We start from the raw sequence: 18,923 nt of genomic DNA, 5'->3' as shown, positions 1-18,923 counted from the left end.
CGCAGCCTACAGAGATTCTACGATCGCTTCACGATTGCTGTCAGGCCGCGAACACCCCTCGCCCGCCGCTCTCCGGACCTCTATCCTGATGCCATGCCGACCCATATCGCCCATCTTTCCAGCCGCGCCCTCATTCGGGTCACGGGTCCCGATGCCCGCCCCTTCCTTCACAACCTGCTGACCCAGGACGTCGAGGGTCTGGCTGCCGGAGAGCTGCGCTTTGCGGCCCTGCTGTCGCCGCCCGGACGGATGCTGTTCGACCTGTTCCTGCTGGGGCAGGACGATGGCGTGATTCTGGACGTCGCCGCCGATCGCCGCGAAGCCCTGACCCAGCGTCTTGCGATGTACCGGCTGCGCGCCGACGTTGCGATCGAAGCTCTCGACACCCCAGTCATGGCCGCCTGGATCGGGGACGCTGACGGCTTCATCACCGACCCTCGTGCGTCCGGCCTCGGCGGTCGCCGCTATGACGGCGCGGCCACGCCGGATGCGACCGAGGCCGACTGGCTGGCGCATCAACTGGCCGTCGGCGTCCCGGCCTCGGGCGACGTTGTCATCGACAAGACCTATCCGATCGAGGCCGATCTCGACCTGCTGCACGGCATCGATTTCCAGAAGGGCTGTTTCGTCGGCCAGGAGACCACCTCGCGGATGTGGCGGCGCGGCGCGATCCGCAACCGTATGCTGCCGATCACCTTCGACGGTCCGCCGCCCGCCATGGGGGCCGAGGTCCTGAACGGTGACCTGCGCGCCGGCGAGGTCATGACCGGTCGGGAGGGTAACGCCATGGCCCTGTTGCGGCTGGACCGGCTGGACGGTGCCCTGACCGTCGAGGGTCGCCCGGTCAGCGTGCGTCGTCCCGCCTTCCTGCCGGAGGTCACGGCGTGAGCGATGCGTCGGGCCGCTGTGGCTGGTGCGGGACTGACCCGCTCTATGTCGCCTATCACGACAGCGAATGGGGCGTGCCCGAACGCGATGCCCGCGCCCTGTGGGAGAAGCTGGTTCTGGACGGCTTCCAGGCCGGGCTCGCCTGGATCACCATCCTGCGCAAACGTGACAGCCTGCGCGCGGCCTTCGACAATTTCGACCCCGAGATCGTCGCCCGCTACGGCGAGGCCGATCGCGCCCGGCTGATGGCCGACCCCGGCATCATCCGTTCCGGGGCCAAAATCGACAGCGCTGTCCGTGGGGCCCGGGTCTGGCTCGACATGCGCGATACCGGCGAGGACTTCTCGGCCTGGCTCTGGTCCTTCGTCGACGGCCAGACGGTGCAGAACAGCCCCACCACCCTCACCGACGTTCCGACCCAGACGCCGCAGTCGGTGGCCATGGCCAAGGCGCTGAAGGCGCGCGGCTTCAACTTCTGCGGCCCGGTCATCGTCTATGCCTTCATGCAGGCCACGGGCATGGTCAACGATCACCTGACCGGCTGCCCGCGTCATGGGCCCGTCCGCGCGATGGGCGACCGATGAGCGCCGCGACCGGGCCAACCCTGTCGCTGGAAATTCTGCTGATCGACCGCCACGGCGGGCCCGTCTGTGGCGTCGACGAGGCGGGGCGCGGTCCCTGGGCCGGGCCGGTCTCGGCCGGTGCGGTGATCCTCAATCCGGACGACCTGCCCGACGGCATCAACGACTCCAAGGCCCTGAGCCACGCCCGTCGCGAACAGCTGGAAATCGAGATCAAGGCCCGCTCGATCAGCTGGGCCGTCGGCTTCGCCTCGGTCGAGGAGATCGACAGCCTCAACATCCTGCAGGCCACGGGTCTGGCCATGCACAGGGCCGTGGCGGGCCTGTCCGTTCCGGCGGCGGCAGCCCTGGTGGACGGCAACTACCGCTTCATCCTGCCCTGCCCGATCCGCACCGTGGTCAAGGGGGACAGTCTGTCGCTGTCCATCGCGGCGGCCTCGATCCTGGCCAAGACCGCGCGGGACCGGTTGATGGTCGAACTGGACGGCCAATACCCCGGCTACGGCTTCGCCGGGCACAAGGGCTATCACGCGTCGTCACACGTTGCGGCGCTGAAGGCGCTGGGCCCCTGCCCGGCCCATCGCCGGACCTGGGCACCGATCCGGGCATTGCTCGACGCCTAGATGTGCAGGGCCCCGCCGACCATGGCTCCGAGGACGGCGGCGACCACGCCCCCGACTGTGATCACGGCCCAGTCCGGCAGGCTGGTCAGGATTTGAGTCAGGGTCTGGTCTTCCACCCTCGTCTGCGAAGACATCCGCTCCTCGACCTCGCGCCGCTGTGACCAGCTGACGGCGTCGAAGGCGTCGGTCGGTCGGGTGCGAGCAGGATGGACGGGGGCTACGGGCGGATATTCCATATCCTCCCAACGCCCTCAGCGTCCGGTCCGTTCCCGGCGGCCCGGATCAGGCGGCGTCGGCCAGCACCACCGGTTTCTCGGTGACCACGAACAGATATTCGACATTGCGCAGCCGGCCGACGGCCCCGACCTTCTCGCCCTTGCCGTTGTGGATGCCGATCCGGGCCCCGACGTAACGGGGTCGAGCGATCTCGATCACCTGCACATGACCGCGCGCGGACAGCATCTCGACCAGTTGGGCGCGGGACAGATAGCCCTCGTCATTGAACGAGACGATCAGGTTCGGCGCGGCCAGCGACCCCACCACTGCAGCCAGGGCCGGGGCGATGCCGGGCTTGCTGTTGAAGGCACTCTTGCGGGTACGCACATCGATCCGCTTGTTGGCGATGCCATAGCTCTCGAGCTTGTCCCACAGCACCAGACTCTCCCAGCAATGATAGTTGCCGAGGTAGGAATGCTGGTTGTAGGGCGGGTCCAGATAGACCAGATCGGCCTCGATCTCCGGCGCGATCTCGACCGCATCACCGCAGGTGGCCCTGCACGGGCCAGCCGCGACGCCGGAGAGGACATCCGGCATCCGCAGCGTCAACGGATTCAGCGCCCGCCCGGCCCAGGTCTTCATATAGGCCATCTGCACCCCGGCCGTGGAATCGACCCGGTCGGCCGCCTCCATCAGGGAAACCAGGGCGATGGCCTTCAGCTCGGGCTCCAGCGCCATGGCTTCGATCCGGTCGCGCATCGCGTCGATCCGGGCTCCGTTGTCCGGGTGGAAGAAGCGCGCGTCCTCGCAAAAGCTCTTGGTGAACCAGCCCGCCTCGGGTGGCACGGTCCGCAGTTCGGCCAGCACCCGTTCGGCCTGGTCAGCCCAGCGCTCCTGGTCGGCCTGGACATAGGCGGTGGCCAGGGTGTGGGCATAGGCGTTGTGATCGTTGGACCAGACCCGGAAGCCCTGGCCCTTCAGGGCATGGCCGACCCGCGCCGATCCGGAGAACAGGTCACAGACCGTGCCGCCGTCGGGCAGCAGGCTGCGCACGGCCCCCGTGACATGGCCCAGCAACGCGCGCTTCGAGCCGATGTATTTGATCATTCCGCCCGTCAGGTCTTCCGGGGGCGTTTGCCCTTGGCCGGAGCATGGGCCAGTCGCAACAGATTCGCAGCCCCCGGCGCACCAAAGGGTGTGCCGGCCAGAACGAGGATACGCTGGCCAGCCTCGGCCAGCCCATATTCCATGGCACCATCGACCGCATCCTCGGTCACATCCTCCAGCGAGGCCGGCTCGCGACCCAGTCGCGGCTCCAGCCCCCAGACCAGGGCCAGCCGTCGGGCCGTGTCCGGATTGGGCGTCAGGGCCAGGATCGGCTGCAGCGGCCGCTCACGGGCCATGCGGCGGGCCGTTCCGCCCAGGGTGGTGAAGACCACGATACAGGCCGTCGACTGGGCCTCGGCCGCCTTGCGCGCCGCCGCGACCAGGGCGTCGGCGTCGAAATCGTCCATGCCCGCGTGTTCAGCATCCATCAGGCTGGGCCAGAGCGGATCGCGCTCCACCCGCTCCATGATGCGGTTCATGATGGCCACGGCCTCGAGTGGATAGTCGCCCGATGCCGTCTCGGCCGACAGCATCAGGGCGTCGGCCCCCTCATAGACGGCATTGGCCACGTCCGAGGCCTCGGCCCGGGTCGGGGCAGGCGCGTCGGTCATCGACTCCAGCATCTGGGTCGCGACGATCACCGGCACACCGCGCTGGCGGGCGGCGCGGATAATCTGCTTCTGCGCCACCGGCACATCCTCGGGATCCAGTTCGACCCCCAGATCACCGCGCGCCACCATGACCCCGTCGCAGTAGTCGAGGATGCTCTCGAGGTCGGTCAGGGCCGCGGGCTTTTCGATCTTGGCCAGACAGGCCGCCTTGCCGCCGACCAGCCGCTTCAACTCGGCCATGTCCTCGGCCTTCTGCACGAAGCTGAGCGCGACCCAGTCGACGCCGATGCGCAGGGCGAAGGCCAGGTCCTCGCGATCCTTGGGCGTCAGGGCCGAGACCGGGATCACGGCCTCCGGCACGGCCACGCCCTTGCGGTCGCTCAATTTGGAGCCGCTCTCGACGGTGACGTCGGCCCATTTGTCCGTCCGCTCGCCGACCCGCAGCCGCACCCGTCCGTCATCGAGCAGCAGCAGCATGCCGGGTCGCAACGCCCGGAAGATTTCCGGATGGGGCATCTGGACCCGCGTCTCGTCGCCCGGTGCCGGGTCGAGGTCGAACCGCATCCTGTGACCGGGCTTGACCGAGATCTCGACGTCGGCGAACCGACCCAGGCGAAGCTTGGGCCCCTGCAGGTCGGCCAGCACGCCCAGCGGCCGTCGCAGCGCCGCCTCAGCCCCACGCACCGCCTTCAGCGCCGCCGCATGGTCGTCGTGAGAACCGTGGCTGAAATTCAGGCGAAAGACGTCGACCCCGGCCTGGGCCAGGGCCTTGACCATGGCGGGTGACCGGCTGGCGGGTCCCAGGGTCGCGACGATGCGGGCGCGGCGGGCTCGGTTCATGCTGATTCTGTCGGCCAGTGGGTTGGATGCCTGTTGTGCCAAGGAAACCCGGCCAGGTTAAACCCCGCAAAGCTCGCCGAAACACGAAGTTATGCGACCTGACGAGAGCTTCGGGGTTCGCGCCGCTGCCGTTTCGGCGTAGGTCCGTGTCCGGATCACAGGGAGACGCCGCCATGGCCGGCCTCAAGGACAAGCGCGGCTTCATCGACAAGGACCGGCTGGACCTGTCCGAGCGTCAGGCCGTCGAATACTGGATGAAGCGCTGGGGCGTCACTCGCGACCAGCTGAGCGCCGCCCATCGCAAGGCCGGACGCATGGTCAAGGACATCGCCGCGGAACTGGGCAAGAAGCGATAGCCTCCTGCCCCGCTTTCACATCGGAAAGACGCGGGTCTGTTTGACCACGCCATAGGCAAAGCTGGTGTCGATCGAGGCCACGCCGGGAATGGCGTGGATGCGGCGGCGGATGAAGTCCTCATAAGCCTCCAGACTGCTCACGATGACTCGCAGCAGATAGTCATCGCCCCCGGCCAGCAGATAGCAGTCCAGCACCTCGTCGATCCGGGCGATGTGGTCGTCGAAGACCTTGACCACCGACTCGGAATGTCGCTCCAGCCGGATGCGGATGAAGGCCGTAATCGGCAGGCCGCAGGCCTTCTGGTCGACCAGGGCCGTGTAGCCGGTGATCACCCCCGCGGCCTCAAGGTTGCGCAGCCGTCGCAGGCAGGGGGACGGTGACAAACTGACCCGCTCGGCCAGGTCCTGGTTGCTCAGCCGACCGTCGGCCTGAAGCGCGCGGATGATCTGTCGATCCTTGTCGTCCATATCCAGCCCCCGATTGGCATATGATGCCACAAATGGCACATATGACGGCATCATTCGCATGATAATGCGGTGAGGTTTGGCACATCATGAGCTCCTGGAGGAGTTTTTCATGATCGACACCACCGCCGGCTTCGCCACGCGCGCCATTCACTTCGGTTATGAGCCGCAGGACGAACACGGGGCCCTGACGCCGCCGATGCACCTGTCGTCGACCTTTGCCTTCGAGACCGCCGAAGCCGGCGGCGAGATGTTCGCTGGAACCCGGCCGGGCCATTTCTATACGCGGGTCTCCAACCCGACCAACGACCTGCTGGAACGCCGACTGGCCGCGCTCGAAGGGGCCGAGGCCGGTCTGGCCGCGGCCTCGGGCATGGGGGCCATCACCGCCGTGATGTGGACCTTTCTGTCACCCGGCGACGAGGTGATCACCGACAAGACCCTGTACGGCTGCACCTTCTCCTTCCTGCGCGACGGCCTGTCCCGCTTCGGCATCACCGTCACCCATGTCGACCTGACTGACCCCCAGGCCCTGATCGATGCGATCAGTCCGAAGACGCGAATCGTCTATTTCGAGACCCCGGCCAATCCGAACATGCGTCTGGTCGACATCGCCGAAATCTCGACGATCGCCCGCGCCGCCGGCGCGCGAACTGTGGTCGACAACACCTATGCCACCCCGCTGCTGACCCGGCCGATCACCCTGGGGGCGGACATCGTCGTCCATTCGGCGACCAAATATCTGGGTGGCCACGGCGACCTGATCGGTGGGCTCGTCGCCGGCAGTGCCGAAGACATGACCCAGGTCCGGGTCGTCGGCATCAAGGACATGACCGGGGCGGCCATGTCGCCCTTCAACGCCTTCCTGATCCTGCGTGGCCTCAAGACCCTGCAGATCCGGGTCGAACGTCATTGCCGCAGCGCCATGGAGGTCGCCCGCTATCTGGAGGCCCATCCGGCCGTGTCCGCGGTCCACTATCCCGGTCTGGACAGCTTCCCCCAGCACGAACTCGCCCGGCGGCAGATGGCCGATTTCGGCGGTATGATCGCCTTCGAACTGGACGGCGGGATGACGGCCGGGGTGACGATGATGAACCGGCTCAACCTGATCCGCCGTGCCGTCTCCCTGGGCGATGCCGAGAGCCTGGTCGAACATCCGGCCAGCATGACCCACGCCACCTATACGCCCGAGGAACGGCTGGCCCACGGCATTTCGGACGGTCTTGTGCGCCTGTCGGTGGGGCTGGAGGACCTGGCTGACATTCTCGCCGACCTGACCGCCGCCCTCCCTGACCGGCTTGAAGCCGCCACCTGACCCCAACGCCGGTCCTTCGGGACCGGCGTTGGGGTCAACGGTTGGTGCGAGCGGCGGGGGTCGAACCCGCATGACCGAGGTCGAGGGATTTTAAGTCCCTTGCGTCTACCAGTTTCGCCACGCTCGCAAGGTCGGGGTCAGTGTGCCCCGTCGGCCGCGGCGGCAGCCGCCGATCGCATGGCCCGGAAATCGACGTCGGAATCGGCGATCAGCCAGACCAGACCGGCCCAGGCGGCGACGTTCTGGCTGATCTGCTCGGGGTCGATCTTGTTCAGCGTGTCATCAGCCGTGTGGTGCAGGTCGAAATAGCGGGTGCCGTCCTGGCTCAGGCCGAACACGGGAACGCCTGCTTCGGCCAGCGGGCCGACATCGGCCCCACCGTGCAGCTCGGGCTGCTGGGAGGCCAGAACACCGATCGGATACAGGACCTGGCCGGCTGCCCGGGCGAAATCACTGCCCTGGGCACCCGGGGGCAGGGCCAGGGCATAGACCCGGTCGGCCCCGAAATCGCTTTCGCCGGCGATGATGTGGTTTTCAACCGCATCACCGATGCCGCGCAGATAGGCACCACCGCCATTACCGGTGTCGGTCGGCTGGGCGACCTCTTCCGAACCGTACAGGACCACGCGGATCGTGCGGGCCGGACGTCGCCCGCTTTCGGCGATGGCCTTGGCCGCCGCCAGGGTGATGGCCCCGCCGGCCCCGTCGTCGATGGCCCCGGTGCCGAGGTCCCAGCTGTCCATGTGCGAGCCCAGCACGATGATCTCATTCGGGCGCGAGCGGCCGACGATGTCGCCGATGACGTTCTGGCTGACCGTCTCATAGGTGTGGGCGGTCGAGGACAGGCGCAGGCGCACCGTCTCGCCCATGGCAATCAGGCGCGACAGGGTGTCGGCGTCCGGCGCGGCCAGGGCGAAGCCCGGCAGGGGCACGACGCCGTCGATGTAGCGGGTGGTGCCGGTGTGCGGCATGCGGTGCTCGTCCGAACCGACCGAGCGCATGATGAAGGCGACCCCACCCTTGGCCGCCGCCGCGCCGGGTCCTGCACCGCGGATGCGCGTCAGCGGGCCATAGCCGGCACCGTCCTGCATCCGCACCATCTGGCCGGCGTCGATGAAGGCGATCTTGCCCGCCAGCGATCCGGCCGGGGCGGCGTTCAGCGCCTCGAGGCTGTCGAACCGCACCACCTCCGCCTCGATCGGCCCGTTGGTGCCGGGCGAATGGCCCAGGGCGGCGACGACCAGCCGCTGCGGCCGGGCCCCGACAATGGACGCGCTCTCCTCGCCCCGCTCCCAGCCAACCAGCGGGAACTCCTCGATGCGGACATTCTGGAACCCCTGGGCCCGCATATAGTCGGCGGCCCAGGCCGAGGCGTCCTGCTCGGCCTTCGACCCCGCCGGCCGCGCCCCGAAGCGGGTGGTCAGCTGGGTGACGTAGTCGAGGGCGATATTGCTGGCCATCGCCTGGTCGCGGATCGTCGCCGCGCGCTGGATGGTGCCCGCATCCTGGGCCAGGACGGGGGTCGCGAGAAAGCCGAGCGCGAACGCGCTGACGGCCAGTTTACGGGCGGAAAGGAACACAGGCGCGCCTCCAGACTCAGAATAAGGCGCGGACCCTAGCCCATTTTTGTTTCAGGTCGAATCGACCCGGGCCGAAAAAATGGTCCAGATTCAAGCTCGAGTGAAATCATGCCGGCGCAAGGACCGGCCCGGGGCTAGTCGGCCTTGATGAAGGCTTCGACCGGTCCCTGCAGCTTGACCGTCAGGGGTTTGCCCTTGCGATCAACGCGGTTGCCCAGCGCCAGCCGGACCCAGCCCTCGGAGATACAGTATTCCTCGACGTTGGTCTTTTCCTCGCCCTTGAAGCGGATACCGATGCCACGGGCCAGCAGTTCGCCGTCGTGAAACGGGCTGGAGGGGTCCACCGAAAGGCGGTCGGGAAGCGTGTCGGACATGGCGGCCAGCGGGTCTGCGTCAGAGGAAGGCGCGGTGATAGCGGTCGCCGCCTGTCCTGCCAATGGGGACACTACTGGACCGTCTGGCGCGGCGGGGTCGGAGTCGTCGCGGCGGGGATCCCGGCAGCCGGGGTCGCGGCAGCTGACGTCCCGCTGGGGCTGTAGGGCCGGGGTCCGGTCGGCGCAGGCGGCGGCGTGGCGGCCGCGCGCCGCGGCGTGGCCCGGGCCGGCGTACGATTGGCGACCGGACGCGGCGTCGGCGGGGTCGCGGCCGCCGGAGCCGGCGTGCTGGTCTCGGGCGGTGCCGTGGCGGCCGTTCGACTCGGGGTCGGCGCGGGCGTCGAGGCCGGAGCGGCCGTGGGCGTTGCGGTCGGCGATGTCAGCCCCGCGGCGGCGGCGCGAACGGCCAGTTGCTGGGCCTGGAAACGGTGCGCCAGTTTCTCGGTCAGCTCCCGCGCGGCGGCAGGCGGCATCTGGGCCAGCACGGCCGCCAGCGAGCGCGGACGCATGGCGGCAGCGACCGGCAGACGGATACCGTCGTCCAGGCCGACAAAGACAGCCGCCGCCTCGCGCGGGCGCATGGCGGAATAGACCGCGACCAGCCGGTCAACCTCTTCCTTCTCGCGCCCGTCGACCTGGCCCAGGAGACCCTGGACCTCGGTACGGATGGCGGCCAGGGCCTGGACCTTGGCATCGAGCTTCTGTTCTGCCGCCACCATCAGTGGCAGGGTGGTGGCGAAATCGGCGTCGCGCGCGTCCAGCTCGGTGCGTCGGGCCGACAGGCTCTGGATGATCCGCAGCTCCGCCGGAGAAATCCCCGCCTGCTGGGCCAGCTGGTCCGGGGTCAGGGCACAGACAGCCGGGGCCGGCGTCGCGGGCGTCGTGCCCGGTGCCTCGGCAGGTACAGCCTCCTCGGCCCAGGCCTTGGCCCCGTCGAACAGACCGGGAGCCACACCGAGCGCACGCACAGCCACGACACCGCCGATGGCGATAGCGATCAGGGGCAGGAGACGGGGGATCTTGCTCATCAGATTCTACTCGGACAGGGGTCAGGCGGCGAACAGGTCGTCGTCGAGACTACGACGCGCGCGGTTGAGGCTTTGTTGAGCAGCCTGGTTAGCGGCCAGGGCCTGGAACACCGGGGCGAACTGTTTGACCGCCTCGGGGCGGGGCTTCGCCTCGGCGGCGACTCCGCTGATGCGTTCGACCAGAGAGGCCATGCGACGGGCGTGCTCGCCATCGTCGCTGACCAGTACCGGTCGCGTTGTCGGCGGCGGCGCGTCCCGCGTGACCGGCTCGGCGGCTGCCGGGACGGCGGCCGGCTCGCGTTTCGGTGCCCGGGCGATCAGGGCTTCAAGCTCCTGCTTCACGGCGCGGGCCTTGAGAATGCGATCGTGCAGCAGGTCGGTTTCCTGACCCGACGCCCGCAACGAGGCCAGGGCCGACTCGGCACGTCCGGCTGCGGTGTTCAGCTCCGTCACCGCGCCGGCGAAGGCCAGCTGGCCTTCGCGCAGGGCCACCAGCTTGCGCTCAAGACGGATACCGTAACCGATGGCCACGACCAGCAGCAGCATCAGCACGGAATCGAGGATGATACCGGTCATGTCAGCGTTTCCCTCTGGTCAGGCTTGAGGCGGCCTCGACATTGATCGGGTTCTCGACCCGGATCGCGATGTTCTGGCCGCGCCGCCCCATCTTGCCCGTGGTCACGGGAATCGATCCGCAGCGGATCGAGATGTCAGAGTCCGGCGTGGCGTTCAGCATCAGCGTGTCGCCGACCTTGAAATTCAGTACGCTGGACAGCGGCACCTGCTGCTCATCCAGCACGGCGCGGACCTCGGTATCCGTGGTCCAGAGCTCGGTGGCCAGGTGGCCTTCCCAGATATTGTCGCGCCCGAATTTCTCACCCATGAACTGCTGCAGCAGCATCTTCCGGATCGGCTCCAGGGTCGCGTAGGGCAGCAGCAGTTCGATGCGGCCGCCCCGGTCTTCCATGTCGATACGCAGCTTGACCAGGATGGCCGCATTGGCCGGACGGGCGATGGCGGCGAAACGCGGATTGGTCTCCAGCCGGTCGAGGTTGAAATGCACCGGCGTCAGCGGCTCGAACGCGGCCTGGGCGTCGGCCAGCACCACCTCGACCATCCGCTGCACCAGGACGCGTTCGATCGTGGTGTAAGGGCGTCCCTCGATCCGCAGGGCCGCCGTGCCGCGACGTCCGCCCAGCAGCACATCGACGATCGAATAGATCAGGTTCGAGTCGACGGTCAGCAGACCGTAGTTGTCCAGCTCCTCGGCCCGGAACACGGCGAGGATCGCCGGCAGCGGGATCGAGTTCAGATAGTCGCCGAAGCGGATCGACGAGATGTTGTCGAGGCTGACCTCGACGTTGTCCGAGGTAAAATTGCGCAGCGAGGTCGTCATCAGCCGCACCAGGCGGTCAAAGACGATCTCCAGCATCGGCAGCCGCTCGTAGCTGACCAGGGCCGAGTTGATGATGGCCCGGATGCCCGAGCGTTCGGACCCGTCGTCATCGCCCAGGTCGAAGCCGAGCAGATTGTCGATCTCGTCCTGGTTCAGGACGCGTTCAGCCATGCCCGAGCCGGCCGCATCGTCACCCAAATCGGTGGCGAACGGATCGGCGATGTCGTCTTCGAGCCCGGTGTCAGTCATCTACTGGACCAGCATTTCTTCGATCAGGACCGCATCAACCTTGCCCGGCGCGGCGATCAGATTGACCCGCCGCAGCAGTTCGGCCCGCAGCTGGAAGGTTCCCGCCGATCCGGCCAGATCCTCGGGGCGGAGTTCGCGCAGGAAGCTCTGGAACATGTCCTGCATGCGCGGAGCTTCGGCCTGCAGGTGATGGGCCAGATCAACGTCGGCCATCTCCAGGGTCAGCTTCAGCTTCAGGAAGGTGGGTCGACCGTCCGCGGACTGGATGTTCACCACCATGTCCGGCAGCGTGAAGAAGGTCACACCGTCAGGTCCCTCGGCGATCGTGCCCAGGGAAGGATCGGCCTCGCCGCCTGACGGCGCGCCGTGCCCGCCGCCCTCGGCCTTCTTATCGGCCTTCTTCTCGTGACCGCCCTTGGCCTCCGCCCCATGAGCGTCACCGGCGGCCTCGGCCTCGGCCGGTTTGGGCTTCATCAGGAAGAAAGCCGCACCACCGCCCCCGCCCAGCACCAGCAGGGCGGCCGGGATGATGATGAACAGCAGCGGAATCTTCTTCTTGGCGGGGGCCCCCTCGCCTCCGGCGTCTTCGCCCTCGGCAGCGGGCGGAGTTTCGCCCGCATCGCCCGCGGCGGCCTTGTCGCCCTTCTTCTTGCCGAATTTTAGCATACGCGACGCCCCGGAGAATCCCTGGGTCCAGTAGCGGGCCTTTTGGTTAACGGGACGTTGATAACCGGCAAATCCTGCCGGGTGCCGAGGGGGTAAAATCTCCCATAATCCCCACCACGACTGGATTAACCACTCTGGCACGACCGTTGCGAGGGACGGGACAAAGGAGCTCGCCCCACGTGGAAAATGCCGCCTACATCGGACTGTCCCGCCAGATGACCCTGCGGCGCGAGCTGGATGTTGTCGCGAACAACATCGCCAACGCCAACACCACCGGGTTCAAGGTCGAGCAACTGCTGATCGGTACCGAGGTCGGGGCCCGGGCCCGAAACGACAACGTCCGCCCCGGTGTCAGCTTCGTGCTCGACAACGGCGTCGGTCGGGATTTCGGCCAGGGAGCCCTGACCCAGACCAGCCGCCCGCTCGACTTCGCCATCGAGGGCGAGGGCACCTTCTTCAAGCTGCAGGACGGGGCCGGCGAGGCCTACACCCGTGACGGGGCCTTTACCCTCGACCCGGATGGTCGCCTGACCACCCAGGGCGGCGTGCCGGTGCTCGGCGACGGCGGCGAAATCATTCTCAACCCCGCCATGGGCGAGATCGCGGTCGGATCCGATGGCACCATCACCCAGGACGGCCGCCCGGCCGGCCGCCTCAGCGTCGTTCGCTTCGACAGCCTGGCGGCGATCGAAAAGAGCGGCGACGGTCTGTATCGCAACCGCTCCAACGCCGTCGCCATCGACGCCACGGACGCCCGGATCCAGCAGGGCATGCTGGAATCCTCAAACGTCAATTCGATCCTCGAGATCACCAACCTGATCGAGGTCAGCCGCGCCTACGAGACCATCACGCGGTTGATCGAACAGAACACCGACCTGTCCAAGCGCGCCGTCGAGCGCCTCGGACGGGTGAACTAAGGGAAGGCTGAACCATGCAAGCTCTCAGAACCGCGGCGTCCGGTATGGCCGCACAGGCGCTGAACGTGGAGGTGATCTCCAACAACATCGCCAACATGAACACGATCGGGTTCAAGCGGCAGCGCGCCGAGTTCCAGGATCTGCTCTACCACAACGTCGAACGCATGGGGGCCCAGTCCTCCTCCCAGGGCACGGTGGTCCCCACCGGTATCCAGATCGGGGCCGGCGTGAAGGCCGGCAGCGTCTACCGCATCACCGACCAGGGCAGCCCCAACCAGACCGGTGGCCGGTTCGACCTGGCCGTCGACGGTCGTGGCTATTTCCAGATCAACCTGCCCTCGGGCGAGACCGCCTTCACCCGGGCCGGCAATTTCTCCCTCAACGGGGAGGGCCAGCTGGTCACCGATGACGGCTATGCCGTCCAGCCGGCCATCTCGATCCCGCAGGACGCCATTGACGTGGTGGTCTCCAAGACCGGCCTGGTCCAGGTCATGACCCAGGGCTCTCCGGATCCCCAGACGGTCGGCCAGCTGGAGATCGCCACCTTCTTCAACGAGGCCGGTCTCGAGGCCGTCGGCGACAACCTGCTGCTGGAGACGGCAGCCTCGGGCCCGGCCACGACCGGCGCGCCGGGCGACGCCGGCTTCGGCCAGCTGCTGCAGGGCTTTACCGAAGCCTCGAACGTCGACGCCGTGTCCGAGATCAGCGCCCTGATCATCGCCCAGCGCGCCTATGAGATGAACTCCAAGGTCATCTCCACCGCCGACCAGATGCTGTCCGTAACCGCCCAGGTGAAGAGCTAGGATCATGCGCATTCTGACCCGCACCCTGATCGCCGCCGCCCTGCTGGTCGCCACCCCGGCACTGGCCGCACCGGTGACCCTGAAGGCCAATCCGGTCGACGCCGACGGCCAGGTGACCTTCGGCGACATCTTCGACGGTGCGGGGGCGTCCTCCTCGGTCGTCGTCACCCGCCGCAGCGGCCCGTCGGTCGTAATGGAGGCCGGACAGTTGCAGAGCCTGGCCCGCCAGTCCGGACTGGAGTGGGACAATCCCCGCGGCCTGCGGCGTGTGGTCATCCGCAACGCCTCCCTGTCCCCGTCCTCGGCCACCCCCCCGGCGGCGACGGCGACCGCGGCCCCCGCGTCCGCGCCTCGGTATGCAGCGCCCGAAAGCTCTGCTCGTGCCGAGCGGGTTATCTCGCGCAACGACATCGTCCAGGTCGTCTATATCGTCGGAGGCGTCCGGCTGAGCATCAGCGGTCGCGCCACGGCCAATGCCGCCGCCGGCGAGCCCGTCTCCATCCTCAATCTCGACTCCGGCCGCACCATCGACGCCCTTGCCGTCAGCCCGGGGCAGGCCATCGCCGGTCCCGCCGCCCGCCAGGCCCGCGCCGCACTTCAATAGTCCGTTGCCCGTCCGGGCCAGCCGAAAGACCGTCTGTCATGCGTACGATCCTGATCATCTCCGCTACCGCCCTCACCCTCGGTGCCTGTTCCACGGCCATGGAGGCGGTGCGCGGGCCCGAACTGGCCCCGATCGGCTACCCGGCCGCCCTGATCCCGGCCCAGCAAGCCTATCTGCCGGCCCCCGAGACCCGGCAGGCGGCCAGCGCCAACAGCCTGTGGCGCACCGGAGCCCGGACCTTCTTCGGTGACCAGCGCGCCCGTCGCATCGGCGACATCCTGACGGTGACGATCAACATCGACGACCAGGCCCAGACCCAGAACACCACGGCCCGCACCCGCACCAATGACATCGCCGGCGGGGTCTCCAACCTGTTCGGCCTCGAGAACAGCATCGGCCGCGCCTTCCCCGGCGGCTTCGATCCGGCCAACATGGTCGGCATGTCCGGATCGTCAAACGCCAATGGCTCCGGCTCGGTCAGCCGGTCGGAAAAGGTCTCCCTGACCATTGCCGCCGTCGTGACCGACGTCCTGGGCAATGGCAACCTGGTGATCCAGGGTCGGCAGGAAGTGCGCACCAACCGCGAGGTCCGCGAACTGACCGTCGCCGGGATCGTTCGTCCCGAGGACATTTCCTCGGCCAACACCATCGACCACACCCAGATTGCCGAGGCCCGCATCAGCTACGGTGGTCGCGGCGACATCAGCCGCGTCCAGGCGACACCTGCCGCCCAGTCCCTGCTTGAGCGTTTCAGCCCGTTCTGAAGCCTGCGCCTCCCTCGCGGCCCGGCCGACGAGGGAGGCGGACCCCACCAACGCAGTTTCGGCAAGCTGTGCCGTGAACCGTTAACGGCGACCCGCGTTTGAGCATCAGACGCGAGTATCCAATGTTCAAAATTCTCATCCCTGCTGTCGCCGCCATGGGTCTGGTTGCCTTCGCCGCCCAGACCCGGACGCCGACGTTCGAAGCCCACGCTGCGCCTGTCGTCATGGGCTGGCATCTCAGTCATGAGGGCCCCTTGGCCAAGCTGGCCTACGGGGTGGAAAACTCCGACCATCTGGCCCTGATGATAACCTGCGAGCCGGGCCGTTCGACCGTGGTTGTCTATGGCGCTGTCCAGCCCGTCGCCCCGCAGCTGATCCGGGCCAGTGACCGTCCTGCGGAACTGGACCCGCTCAGCGGTGGCGATGCGTCCGAGGTTCGCATCGCCCTGCGCGATCCGACGCTGCAGTCACTCGCCAGCCGAGGCGTCCTGCGGGTGCGCGGCGACGCCGGTGATTTCGATATTACGGCGGCTGCAGACGAACAGCGCGTAGCCGCCGATTTTCTTGCCTATTGCGGTTCGGCCCGGGTCTGACCAATTCTATCGTCTTACATCGCGGGGGAGCTGATGCATGACCGGCCTATTCGGCGTCGCCCTGGCGCTCGTGATCCAGCTTTCAGCCCCGACCACGCCTGCGTGGACCTGGACCCTCTATGACGACGCCCCCCTGGTGCTCGCCAACGAGGTCCCGGACACGGCCCGACTGAGATCGACATTCGAGTGCGAGCCGGGCTCCAGCGTCGTGCGCCTGTCACTGTATCCGTCCGCCCCGGCGCGCGGCTTTGCCCGGGTGACCGCCGGTGCGGCCTCGACCACCGCTGCCGTCGAGCCCGCCCGCGGCGACGGCCTGCGGCTGGTTCTGCGCAGTGATCATCCGGTCTTTGCTGCCTTCGCCGCTGACGGCCATCTCGGCGTCATGATCGGTGCGGAGCAACGGACCATCGAGGTCCAGCGCCCGCACCTTGCCAAATTGCGCCGTTTCGCCGAGCTTTGCGCCAGCTGAAACGGATCATCGCCATGCGCCTGCCTCTTCCCCTGTTGCTGAGTGGCCTTGCCCTGACCGCGGTGGCCTGCGCGCCCGTGGCCGTTCCCGCCCCGACCCTGCTGGCTAGCGGATACGCCACGGCTCCGGTCGCCAACTACGACTGGTACCTCCATGTCGACGGTGACGACGCCCGCCTGGCCTATGGCCTGCGCGACAGCGATGACCTGCGGCTGGGCCTCGACTGTGGACGGGGCAGCGGCCGCGTGGCGGTGAGCGCCCTTGGCGAGACCGGGGCCCGACCGGAGATCAACCTTGAATCCGGCGGCGAGGCCGCCCTCTACCCGGCGACCGCCGAAGCCTCGGAACTGACCGACGGCGTGGTTCTGAGCGCCTCGGTCCCCGCCGCCGCCCCGGTCTTCCGGCGATTCCAGGCCGTGGGCTGGCTCGCCCAGCGCCAGGCGGACGATATTCATGCCTATGTCGCCCATCCCGGCTCCCAGGCCCGGATCACCCGTTTCTTCGCCTTCTGCGGCTGACGCGGACCGCTCCGCGGCGCGCGAAACCACTCCCGACGGTTGACGCGACGGCCCCGGTCCGGTGCAGTCCCCCCTAAGTTTGGGGAATGACACCATGAAATACGCGCTTATCGGGGCCTCGGCCCTCGTCGCCAGCCTGGGGGCCGGCTTGCCCGTACCGGTCCTGGCGGCCCCGATCATGGCCCCGGACGCGCCGGCAGCGACGGTCGCCGATGCCCGCCTCGCCGGTGTTCTCGCGGACTATGAGGCCTTTCTGCGTGCCAACGACCCGATCACCGCCGGATTTGACGGTGATCGCGAGGCCCTGTCGCGTCTTCCTGACCTGTCCCGCGCCGCCGAACTGGCCCGGCGCGCGCCGATCCGGGCCCTGCTGGACCGGGCCGAGGCCATCGCGCCGACACAGCTGAATGCCGCCGACGCGCGCAATCGCGCCTTCGTCCTGTTCCTGCTGCGCCGCGAGCTGGAGGGCATCGCCCTCGACACCGGTCGTCTGGCCTTCAGCGCCGAAGGCGGCTTCGGCCAGAGTGCCGCCTACATCGCCTCCTCGACCCGGATCGCCAACGCGGCCGACGCCGAGGCCTGGCTGGCCCGGCTCGCAGGCCTGCCGCGGCTGTATGATGACACCCTGGCCAACGCCCGGCGCGGCGTGGCCACCGGCATGGTCCAGCCCGCCTCGGTCGTCGAGAGCGCGATCGTTCTGGCCCGCACCGACGCGGCCCAACCGCTCGACGAAGATGCGTTGATGAAGCCCGTCGTCACCCTGCCGTCCAATATGTCCGCAGCGGACCAGGCGGCGCTTCGCGACCGCGCCCGCGCCATCATCCATGACCAGATCACGCCGCGCCGCCAGGCCTGGCTGGCCTTCCTGACGGCGGAGGCCGCCCCCGTGGCCCCGGTCGAGCCCGGCCTCGGCCTGCGTCCCGGCGGGCGCGAGATGTACGCCTATTTCGTGCGCGGCTTCACCACCACCGACCTGACCCCGGACCAGGTCCACCAGATCGGCGTCGAGGAAGTCGCCCGTATTCGTGCCCGCATGGACACCGAGATGCAGGCCGCCGGCTGGACCGGCGATTTCGCCGGCTTCCTCGCCTTCCTGCGCACGGACCCGCAATTCTACGCCACCTCGCGCGAGGACCTGCTGGAGAAGGCGTCGGAGATGGCCAAGCGCGCCGACGACCACCTGCCGGCCCTGTTCGGGACCCTGCCCCGCCTGCCCTATGGCGTGCGCCCGGTGCCGGCGGCGATCGAGGACGGCTACACTACCGGACGCTACAACGGCGGCTCGATGAAGACCGGGGTGGCCGGTGGCTATATGGTCAATACCTCCCACCTCGACCAGCGCCCGCTGTATGAACTGCCGGCCCTGACCCTGCATGAGGCGGTGCCCGGCCACCATCTGCAGATCGCCCTGCAGCAGGAGGCCGAGGACCAGCCCTATTTCCGGCGCGGGGCCGATGTCACCGCCTTCATCGAGGGCTGGGGCCTGTATTCGGAATACCTCGGCGAGGAGATGGGCTTCTACCGCACCCCCTATGAGCGGTTCGGTCGTCTCAGCTACGAGATGTGGCGCGCCTGCCGCCTCGTGGCCGACACCGGACTGCACTGGATGGGCTGGAGCACCGAACAGGCCCGCGCCTGTTTCCGCGACAACTCGGCCCTGTCACCGCTGAACATCGAGACCGAGCTGCAGCGCTATATCGGCTGGCCCGGTCAGGCCACAGCCTACAAGATCGGCGAAATCCGCCTGCGCGCCGTCCGGGCCCGCGCCGAGGCGGCCCTCGGCGACCGGTTCGACATCCGTGCCTTCCACGACGCCCTGCTGGTCGACGGCCCCTTGCCGCTGGGCCTGCTGGACGCGCGCATGGACGCCTGGATCGCGGAGGAGAAGGCGCGGCGGCCGTGAGGCAGCTTCGGACAGGTGCCGCCTTTCGCGGGTCCGTCTCCGCAGCCGTTGTCCGCG

At 68.1% G+C, this 18,923-nt stretch carries 23 protein-coding genes and 1 tRNA gene; 13 read left to right on the top strand and 11 right to left on the bottom strand.

All coding sequences use genetic code 11. From position 1 onward, the window contains the following. Positions 1-93: 93 nt before the first annotated feature. From PSV00_RS00630 to PSV00_RS00620, 3 genes are read left to right on the top strand one after another with little or no spacing between them, the layout of a single operon-like run. Positions 94-888, top strand: a complete 795-nt coding sequence (locus PSV00_RS00630; RefSeq protein WP_300443623.1) for a folate-binding protein — start codon at positions 94-96, stop codon at positions 886-888. After that, positions 885-1,472 (top strand): DNA-3-methyladenine glycosylase I, encoded by a 588-nt coding sequence (locus PSV00_RS00625; RefSeq protein ID WP_300443621.1) that lies wholly within the window; start codon positions 885-887, stop codon positions 1,470-1,472. Before PSV00_RS00630 ends, PSV00_RS00625 begins: the two co-directional genes overlap by 4 nt. Then, the gene (locus tag PSV00_RS00620; RefSeq protein WP_300443619.1) at positions 1,469-2,092 is read left to right on the top strand and encodes a ribonuclease HII; all 624 of its coding nucleotides are present in this window, start codon (positions 1,469-1,471) and stop codon (positions 2,090-2,092) included. Before PSV00_RS00625 ends, PSV00_RS00620 begins: the two co-directional genes overlap by 4 nt. Here PSV00_RS00620 and PSV00_RS00615 read toward each other — a convergent pair. Genes PSV00_RS00615 through pyk form a run of 3 tightly spaced genes read right to left on the bottom strand, consistent with a single transcriptional unit; the run spans position 2,089 to position 4,866 of the window. Next, complete coding sequence (locus PSV00_RS00615; RefSeq protein ID WP_300443616.1) at positions 2,089-2,328, bottom strand: hypothetical protein; 240 nt, start codon at positions 2,326-2,328, stop codon at positions 2,089-2,091. The two genes, PSV00_RS00620 and PSV00_RS00615, sit on opposite strands and share 4 nt — an antisense overlap. 46 nt (positions 2,329-2,374) lie before the next feature. Then, the gene (locus PSV00_RS00610) at positions 2,375-3,415 is read right to left on the bottom strand and encodes a DNA adenine methylase (RefSeq protein ID WP_300443613.1); all 1,041 of its coding nucleotides are present in this window, start codon (positions 3,413-3,415) and stop codon (positions 2,375-2,377) included. Positions 3,416-3,423: 8 nt separating this feature from the next. Continuing rightward, the gene (gene pyk, locus PSV00_RS00605; RefSeq protein ID WP_300443610.1) at positions 3,424-4,866 is read right to left on the bottom strand and encodes a pyruvate kinase; all 1,443 of its coding nucleotides are present in this window, start codon (positions 4,864-4,866) and stop codon (positions 3,424-3,426) included. A 173-nt stretch (positions 4,867-5,039) separates the two neighbouring features. Between pyk and PSV00_RS00600 the strand changes: the two genes are divergently transcribed. After that, positions 5,040-5,222 carry a DUF3606 domain-containing protein gene (locus PSV00_RS00600; protein WP_300443607.1) on the top strand — a complete coding sequence of 61 codons (183 nt, stop codon included), beginning with the start codon at positions 5,040-5,042 and terminating at the stop codon, positions 5,220-5,222. Positions 5,223-5,237: 15 nt separating this feature from the next. Here the strand turns inward: PSV00_RS00600 and PSV00_RS00595 are convergent, their stop codons facing one another. Then, positions 5,238-5,690, bottom strand: a complete 453-nt coding sequence (locus PSV00_RS00595; protein WP_300443605.1) for an Lrp/AsnC family transcriptional regulator — start codon at positions 5,688-5,690, stop codon at positions 5,238-5,240. 109 nt (positions 5,691-5,799) lie between these two features. Here PSV00_RS00595 and PSV00_RS00590 point away from each other — a divergent pair, with 109 nt between their 5' ends. Then, the gene (locus tag PSV00_RS00590; protein WP_300443602.1) at positions 5,800-7,002 is read left to right on the top strand and encodes a methionine gamma-lyase; all 1,203 of its coding nucleotides are present in this window, start codon (positions 5,800-5,802) and stop codon (positions 7,000-7,002) included. A 42-nt stretch (positions 7,003-7,044) separates the two neighbouring features. Here PSV00_RS00590 and PSV00_RS00585 read toward each other — a convergent pair. The 7 genes from PSV00_RS00585 to PSV00_RS00555 form a co-directional block, all read right to left on the bottom strand. Then, positions 7,045-7,129, bottom strand: a tRNA-Leu gene (locus tag PSV00_RS00585). A 10-nt stretch (positions 7,130-7,139) separates the two neighbouring features. Continuing rightward, a complete protein-coding gene (locus PSV00_RS00580) occupies positions 7,140-8,582 on the bottom strand; it encodes a M20/M25/M40 family metallo-hydrolase (RefSeq protein ID WP_300443599.1) in 1,443 nt (480 codons plus the stop codon). 134 nt (positions 8,583-8,716) lie between these two features. Continuing rightward, complete coding sequence (locus PSV00_RS00575; RefSeq protein ID WP_300443597.1) at positions 8,717-8,956, bottom strand: DUF3297 family protein; 240 nt, start codon at positions 8,954-8,956, stop codon at positions 8,717-8,719. A 71-nt stretch (positions 8,957-9,027) separates the two neighbouring features. Beyond that, a complete protein-coding gene (locus PSV00_RS00570; protein ID WP_300443594.1) occupies positions 9,028-9,984 on the bottom strand; it encodes a hypothetical protein in 957 nt (318 codons plus the stop codon). A 21-nt stretch (positions 9,985-10,005) separates the two neighbouring features. Then, the gene (locus PSV00_RS00565) at positions 10,006-10,560 is read right to left on the bottom strand and encodes a DUF6468 domain-containing protein (protein WP_300443591.1); all 555 of its coding nucleotides are present in this window, start codon (positions 10,558-10,560) and stop codon (positions 10,006-10,008) included. 1 nt (position 10,561) lies between these two features. Continuing rightward, positions 10,562-11,629 carry a flagellar motor switch protein FliM gene (gene fliM, locus PSV00_RS00560; RefSeq protein ID WP_300443588.1) on the bottom strand — a complete coding sequence of 356 codons (1,068 nt, stop codon included), beginning with the start codon at positions 11,627-11,629 and terminating at the stop codon, positions 10,562-10,564. Next, a complete protein-coding gene (locus PSV00_RS00555; protein ID WP_300443585.1) occupies positions 11,630-12,295 on the bottom strand; it encodes a flagellar basal body-associated FliL family protein in 666 nt (221 codons plus the stop codon). Between the two features lie 179 nt (positions 12,296-12,474). Here PSV00_RS00555 and flgF point away from each other — a divergent pair, with 179 nt between their 5' ends. The 8 genes from flgF to PSV00_RS00515 all read left to right on the top strand — a co-directional run bounded on the left by flgF (position 12,475) and on the right by PSV00_RS00515 (position 18,866). Next, on the top strand, positions 12,475-13,212 hold the full coding sequence (flgF, locus tag PSV00_RS00550) for a flagellar basal-body rod protein FlgF (RefSeq protein WP_300443583.1): 738 nt from the start codon (positions 12,475-12,477) through the stop codon (positions 13,210-13,212). A 14-nt stretch (positions 13,213-13,226) separates the two neighbouring features. Then, a complete protein-coding gene (flgG, locus tag PSV00_RS00545) occupies positions 13,227-14,015 on the top strand; it encodes a flagellar basal-body rod protein FlgG (protein WP_300443580.1) in 789 nt (262 codons plus the stop codon). Between the two features lie 4 nt (positions 14,016-14,019). Next, a complete protein-coding gene (locus tag PSV00_RS00540) occupies positions 14,020-14,619 on the top strand; it encodes a flagella basal body P-ring formation protein FlgA (RefSeq protein ID WP_300443577.1) in 600 nt (199 codons plus the stop codon). A 38-nt stretch (positions 14,620-14,657) separates the two neighbouring features. Further along, positions 14,658-15,383 (top strand): flagellar basal body L-ring protein FlgH, encoded by a 726-nt coding sequence (flgH, locus tag PSV00_RS00535; protein ID WP_300443573.1) that lies wholly within the window; start codon positions 14,658-14,660, stop codon positions 15,381-15,383. Positions 15,384-15,505: 122 nt separating this feature from the next. Then, complete coding sequence (locus PSV00_RS00530; protein ID WP_300443570.1) at positions 15,506-15,976, top strand: hypothetical protein; 471 nt, start codon at positions 15,506-15,508, stop codon at positions 15,974-15,976. Positions 15,977-16,013: 37 nt separating this feature from the next. Beyond that, positions 16,014-16,445 (top strand): hypothetical protein, encoded by a 432-nt coding sequence (locus PSV00_RS00525; protein WP_300443568.1) that lies wholly within the window; start codon positions 16,014-16,016, stop codon positions 16,443-16,445. Between the two features lie 14 nt (positions 16,446-16,459). Then, on the top strand, positions 16,460-16,963 hold the full coding sequence (locus PSV00_RS00520) for a hypothetical protein (protein WP_300443565.1): 504 nt from the start codon (positions 16,460-16,462) through the stop codon (positions 16,961-16,963). Positions 16,964-17,057: 94 nt separating this feature from the next. Beyond that, positions 17,058-18,866 (top strand): DUF885 family protein, encoded by a 1,809-nt coding sequence (locus PSV00_RS00515; RefSeq protein ID WP_300443562.1) that lies wholly within the window; start codon positions 17,058-17,060, stop codon positions 18,864-18,866. Positions 18,867-18,923 lie beyond the last annotated feature (57 nt).

The sequence above is a fragment of the Brevundimonas sp. genome, from assembly GCF_029945885.1.
GTDB lineage: Bacteria > Pseudomonadota > Alphaproteobacteria > Caulobacterales > Caulobacteraceae > Brevundimonas.
This window is presented reverse-complemented; position numbering and strand designations above follow the sequence as displayed.

What these genes read in the sequence shown, in the direction of transcription:
- PSV00_RS00630 (WP_300443623.1), top strand. Translation starts at nt 94, where the DNA reads ATGCCGACCCATATCGCCCATCTTTCCAGCCGCGCCCTCATTCGGGTC.
- PSV00_RS00620 (WP_300443619.1), top strand. Translation starts at nt 1,469, where the DNA reads ATGAGCGCCGCGACCGGGCCAACCCTGTCGCTGGAAATTCTGCTGATC.
- PSV00_RS00615 (WP_300443616.1), bottom strand. Translation starts at nt 2,328, where the DNA reads ATGGAATATCCGCCCGTAGCCCCCGTCCATCCTGCTCGCACCCGACCG.
- PSV00_RS00610 (WP_300443613.1), bottom strand. Translation starts at nt 3,415, where the DNA reads ATGATCAAATACATCGGCTCGAAGCGCGCGTTGCTGGGCCATGTCACG.
- pyk (WP_300443610.1), bottom strand. Translation starts at nt 4,866, where the DNA reads ATGAACCGAGCCCGCCGCGCCCGCATCGTCGCGACCCTGGGACCCGCC.
- PSV00_RS00600 (WP_300443607.1), top strand. Translation starts at nt 5,040, where the DNA reads ATGGCCGGCCTCAAGGACAAGCGCGGCTTCATCGACAAGGACCGGCTG.
- PSV00_RS00595 (WP_300443605.1), bottom strand. Translation starts at nt 5,690, where the DNA reads ATGGACGACAAGGATCGACAGATCATCCGCGCGCTTCAGGCCGACGGT.
- PSV00_RS00590 (WP_300443602.1), top strand. Translation starts at nt 5,800, where the DNA reads ATGATCGACACCACCGCCGGCTTCGCCACGCGCGCCATTCACTTCGGT.
- PSV00_RS00575 (WP_300443597.1), bottom strand. Translation starts at nt 8,956, where the DNA reads ATGTCCGACACGCTTCCCGACCGCCTTTCGGTGGACCCCTCCAGCCCG.
- PSV00_RS00570 (WP_300443594.1), bottom strand. Translation starts at nt 9,984, where the DNA reads ATGAGCAAGATCCCCCGTCTCCTGCCCCTGATCGCTATCGCCATCGGC.
- PSV00_RS00565 (WP_300443591.1), bottom strand. Translation starts at nt 10,560, where the DNA reads ATGACCGGTATCATCCTCGATTCCGTGCTGATGCTGCTGCTGGTCGTG.
- fliM (WP_300443588.1), bottom strand. Translation starts at nt 11,629, where the DNA reads ATGACTGACACCGGGCTCGAAGACGACATCGCCGATCCGTTCGCCACC.
- PSV00_RS00555 (WP_300443585.1), bottom strand. Translation starts at nt 12,295, where the DNA reads ATGCTAAAATTCGGCAAGAAGAAGGGCGACAAGGCCGCCGCGGGCGAT.
- flgG (WP_300443580.1), top strand. Translation starts at nt 13,227, where the DNA reads ATGCAAGCTCTCAGAACCGCGGCGTCCGGTATGGCCGCACAGGCGCTG.
- PSV00_RS00540 (WP_300443577.1), top strand. Translation starts at nt 14,020, where the DNA reads ATGCGCATTCTGACCCGCACCCTGATCGCCGCCGCCCTGCTGGTCGCC.
- flgH (WP_300443573.1), top strand. Translation starts at nt 14,658, where the DNA reads ATGCGTACGATCCTGATCATCTCCGCTACCGCCCTCACCCTCGGTGCC.
- PSV00_RS00530 (WP_300443570.1), top strand. Translation starts at nt 15,506, where the DNA reads ATGTTCAAAATTCTCATCCCTGCTGTCGCCGCCATGGGTCTGGTTGCC.
- PSV00_RS00525 (WP_300443568.1), top strand. Translation starts at nt 16,014, where the DNA reads ATGACCGGCCTATTCGGCGTCGCCCTGGCGCTCGTGATCCAGCTTTCA.
- PSV00_RS00520 (WP_300443565.1), top strand. Translation starts at nt 16,460, where the DNA reads ATGCGCCTGCCTCTTCCCCTGTTGCTGAGTGGCCTTGCCCTGACCGCG.
- PSV00_RS00515 (WP_300443562.1), top strand. Translation starts at nt 17,058, where the DNA reads ATGAAATACGCGCTTATCGGGGCCTCGGCCCTCGTCGCCAGCCTGGGG.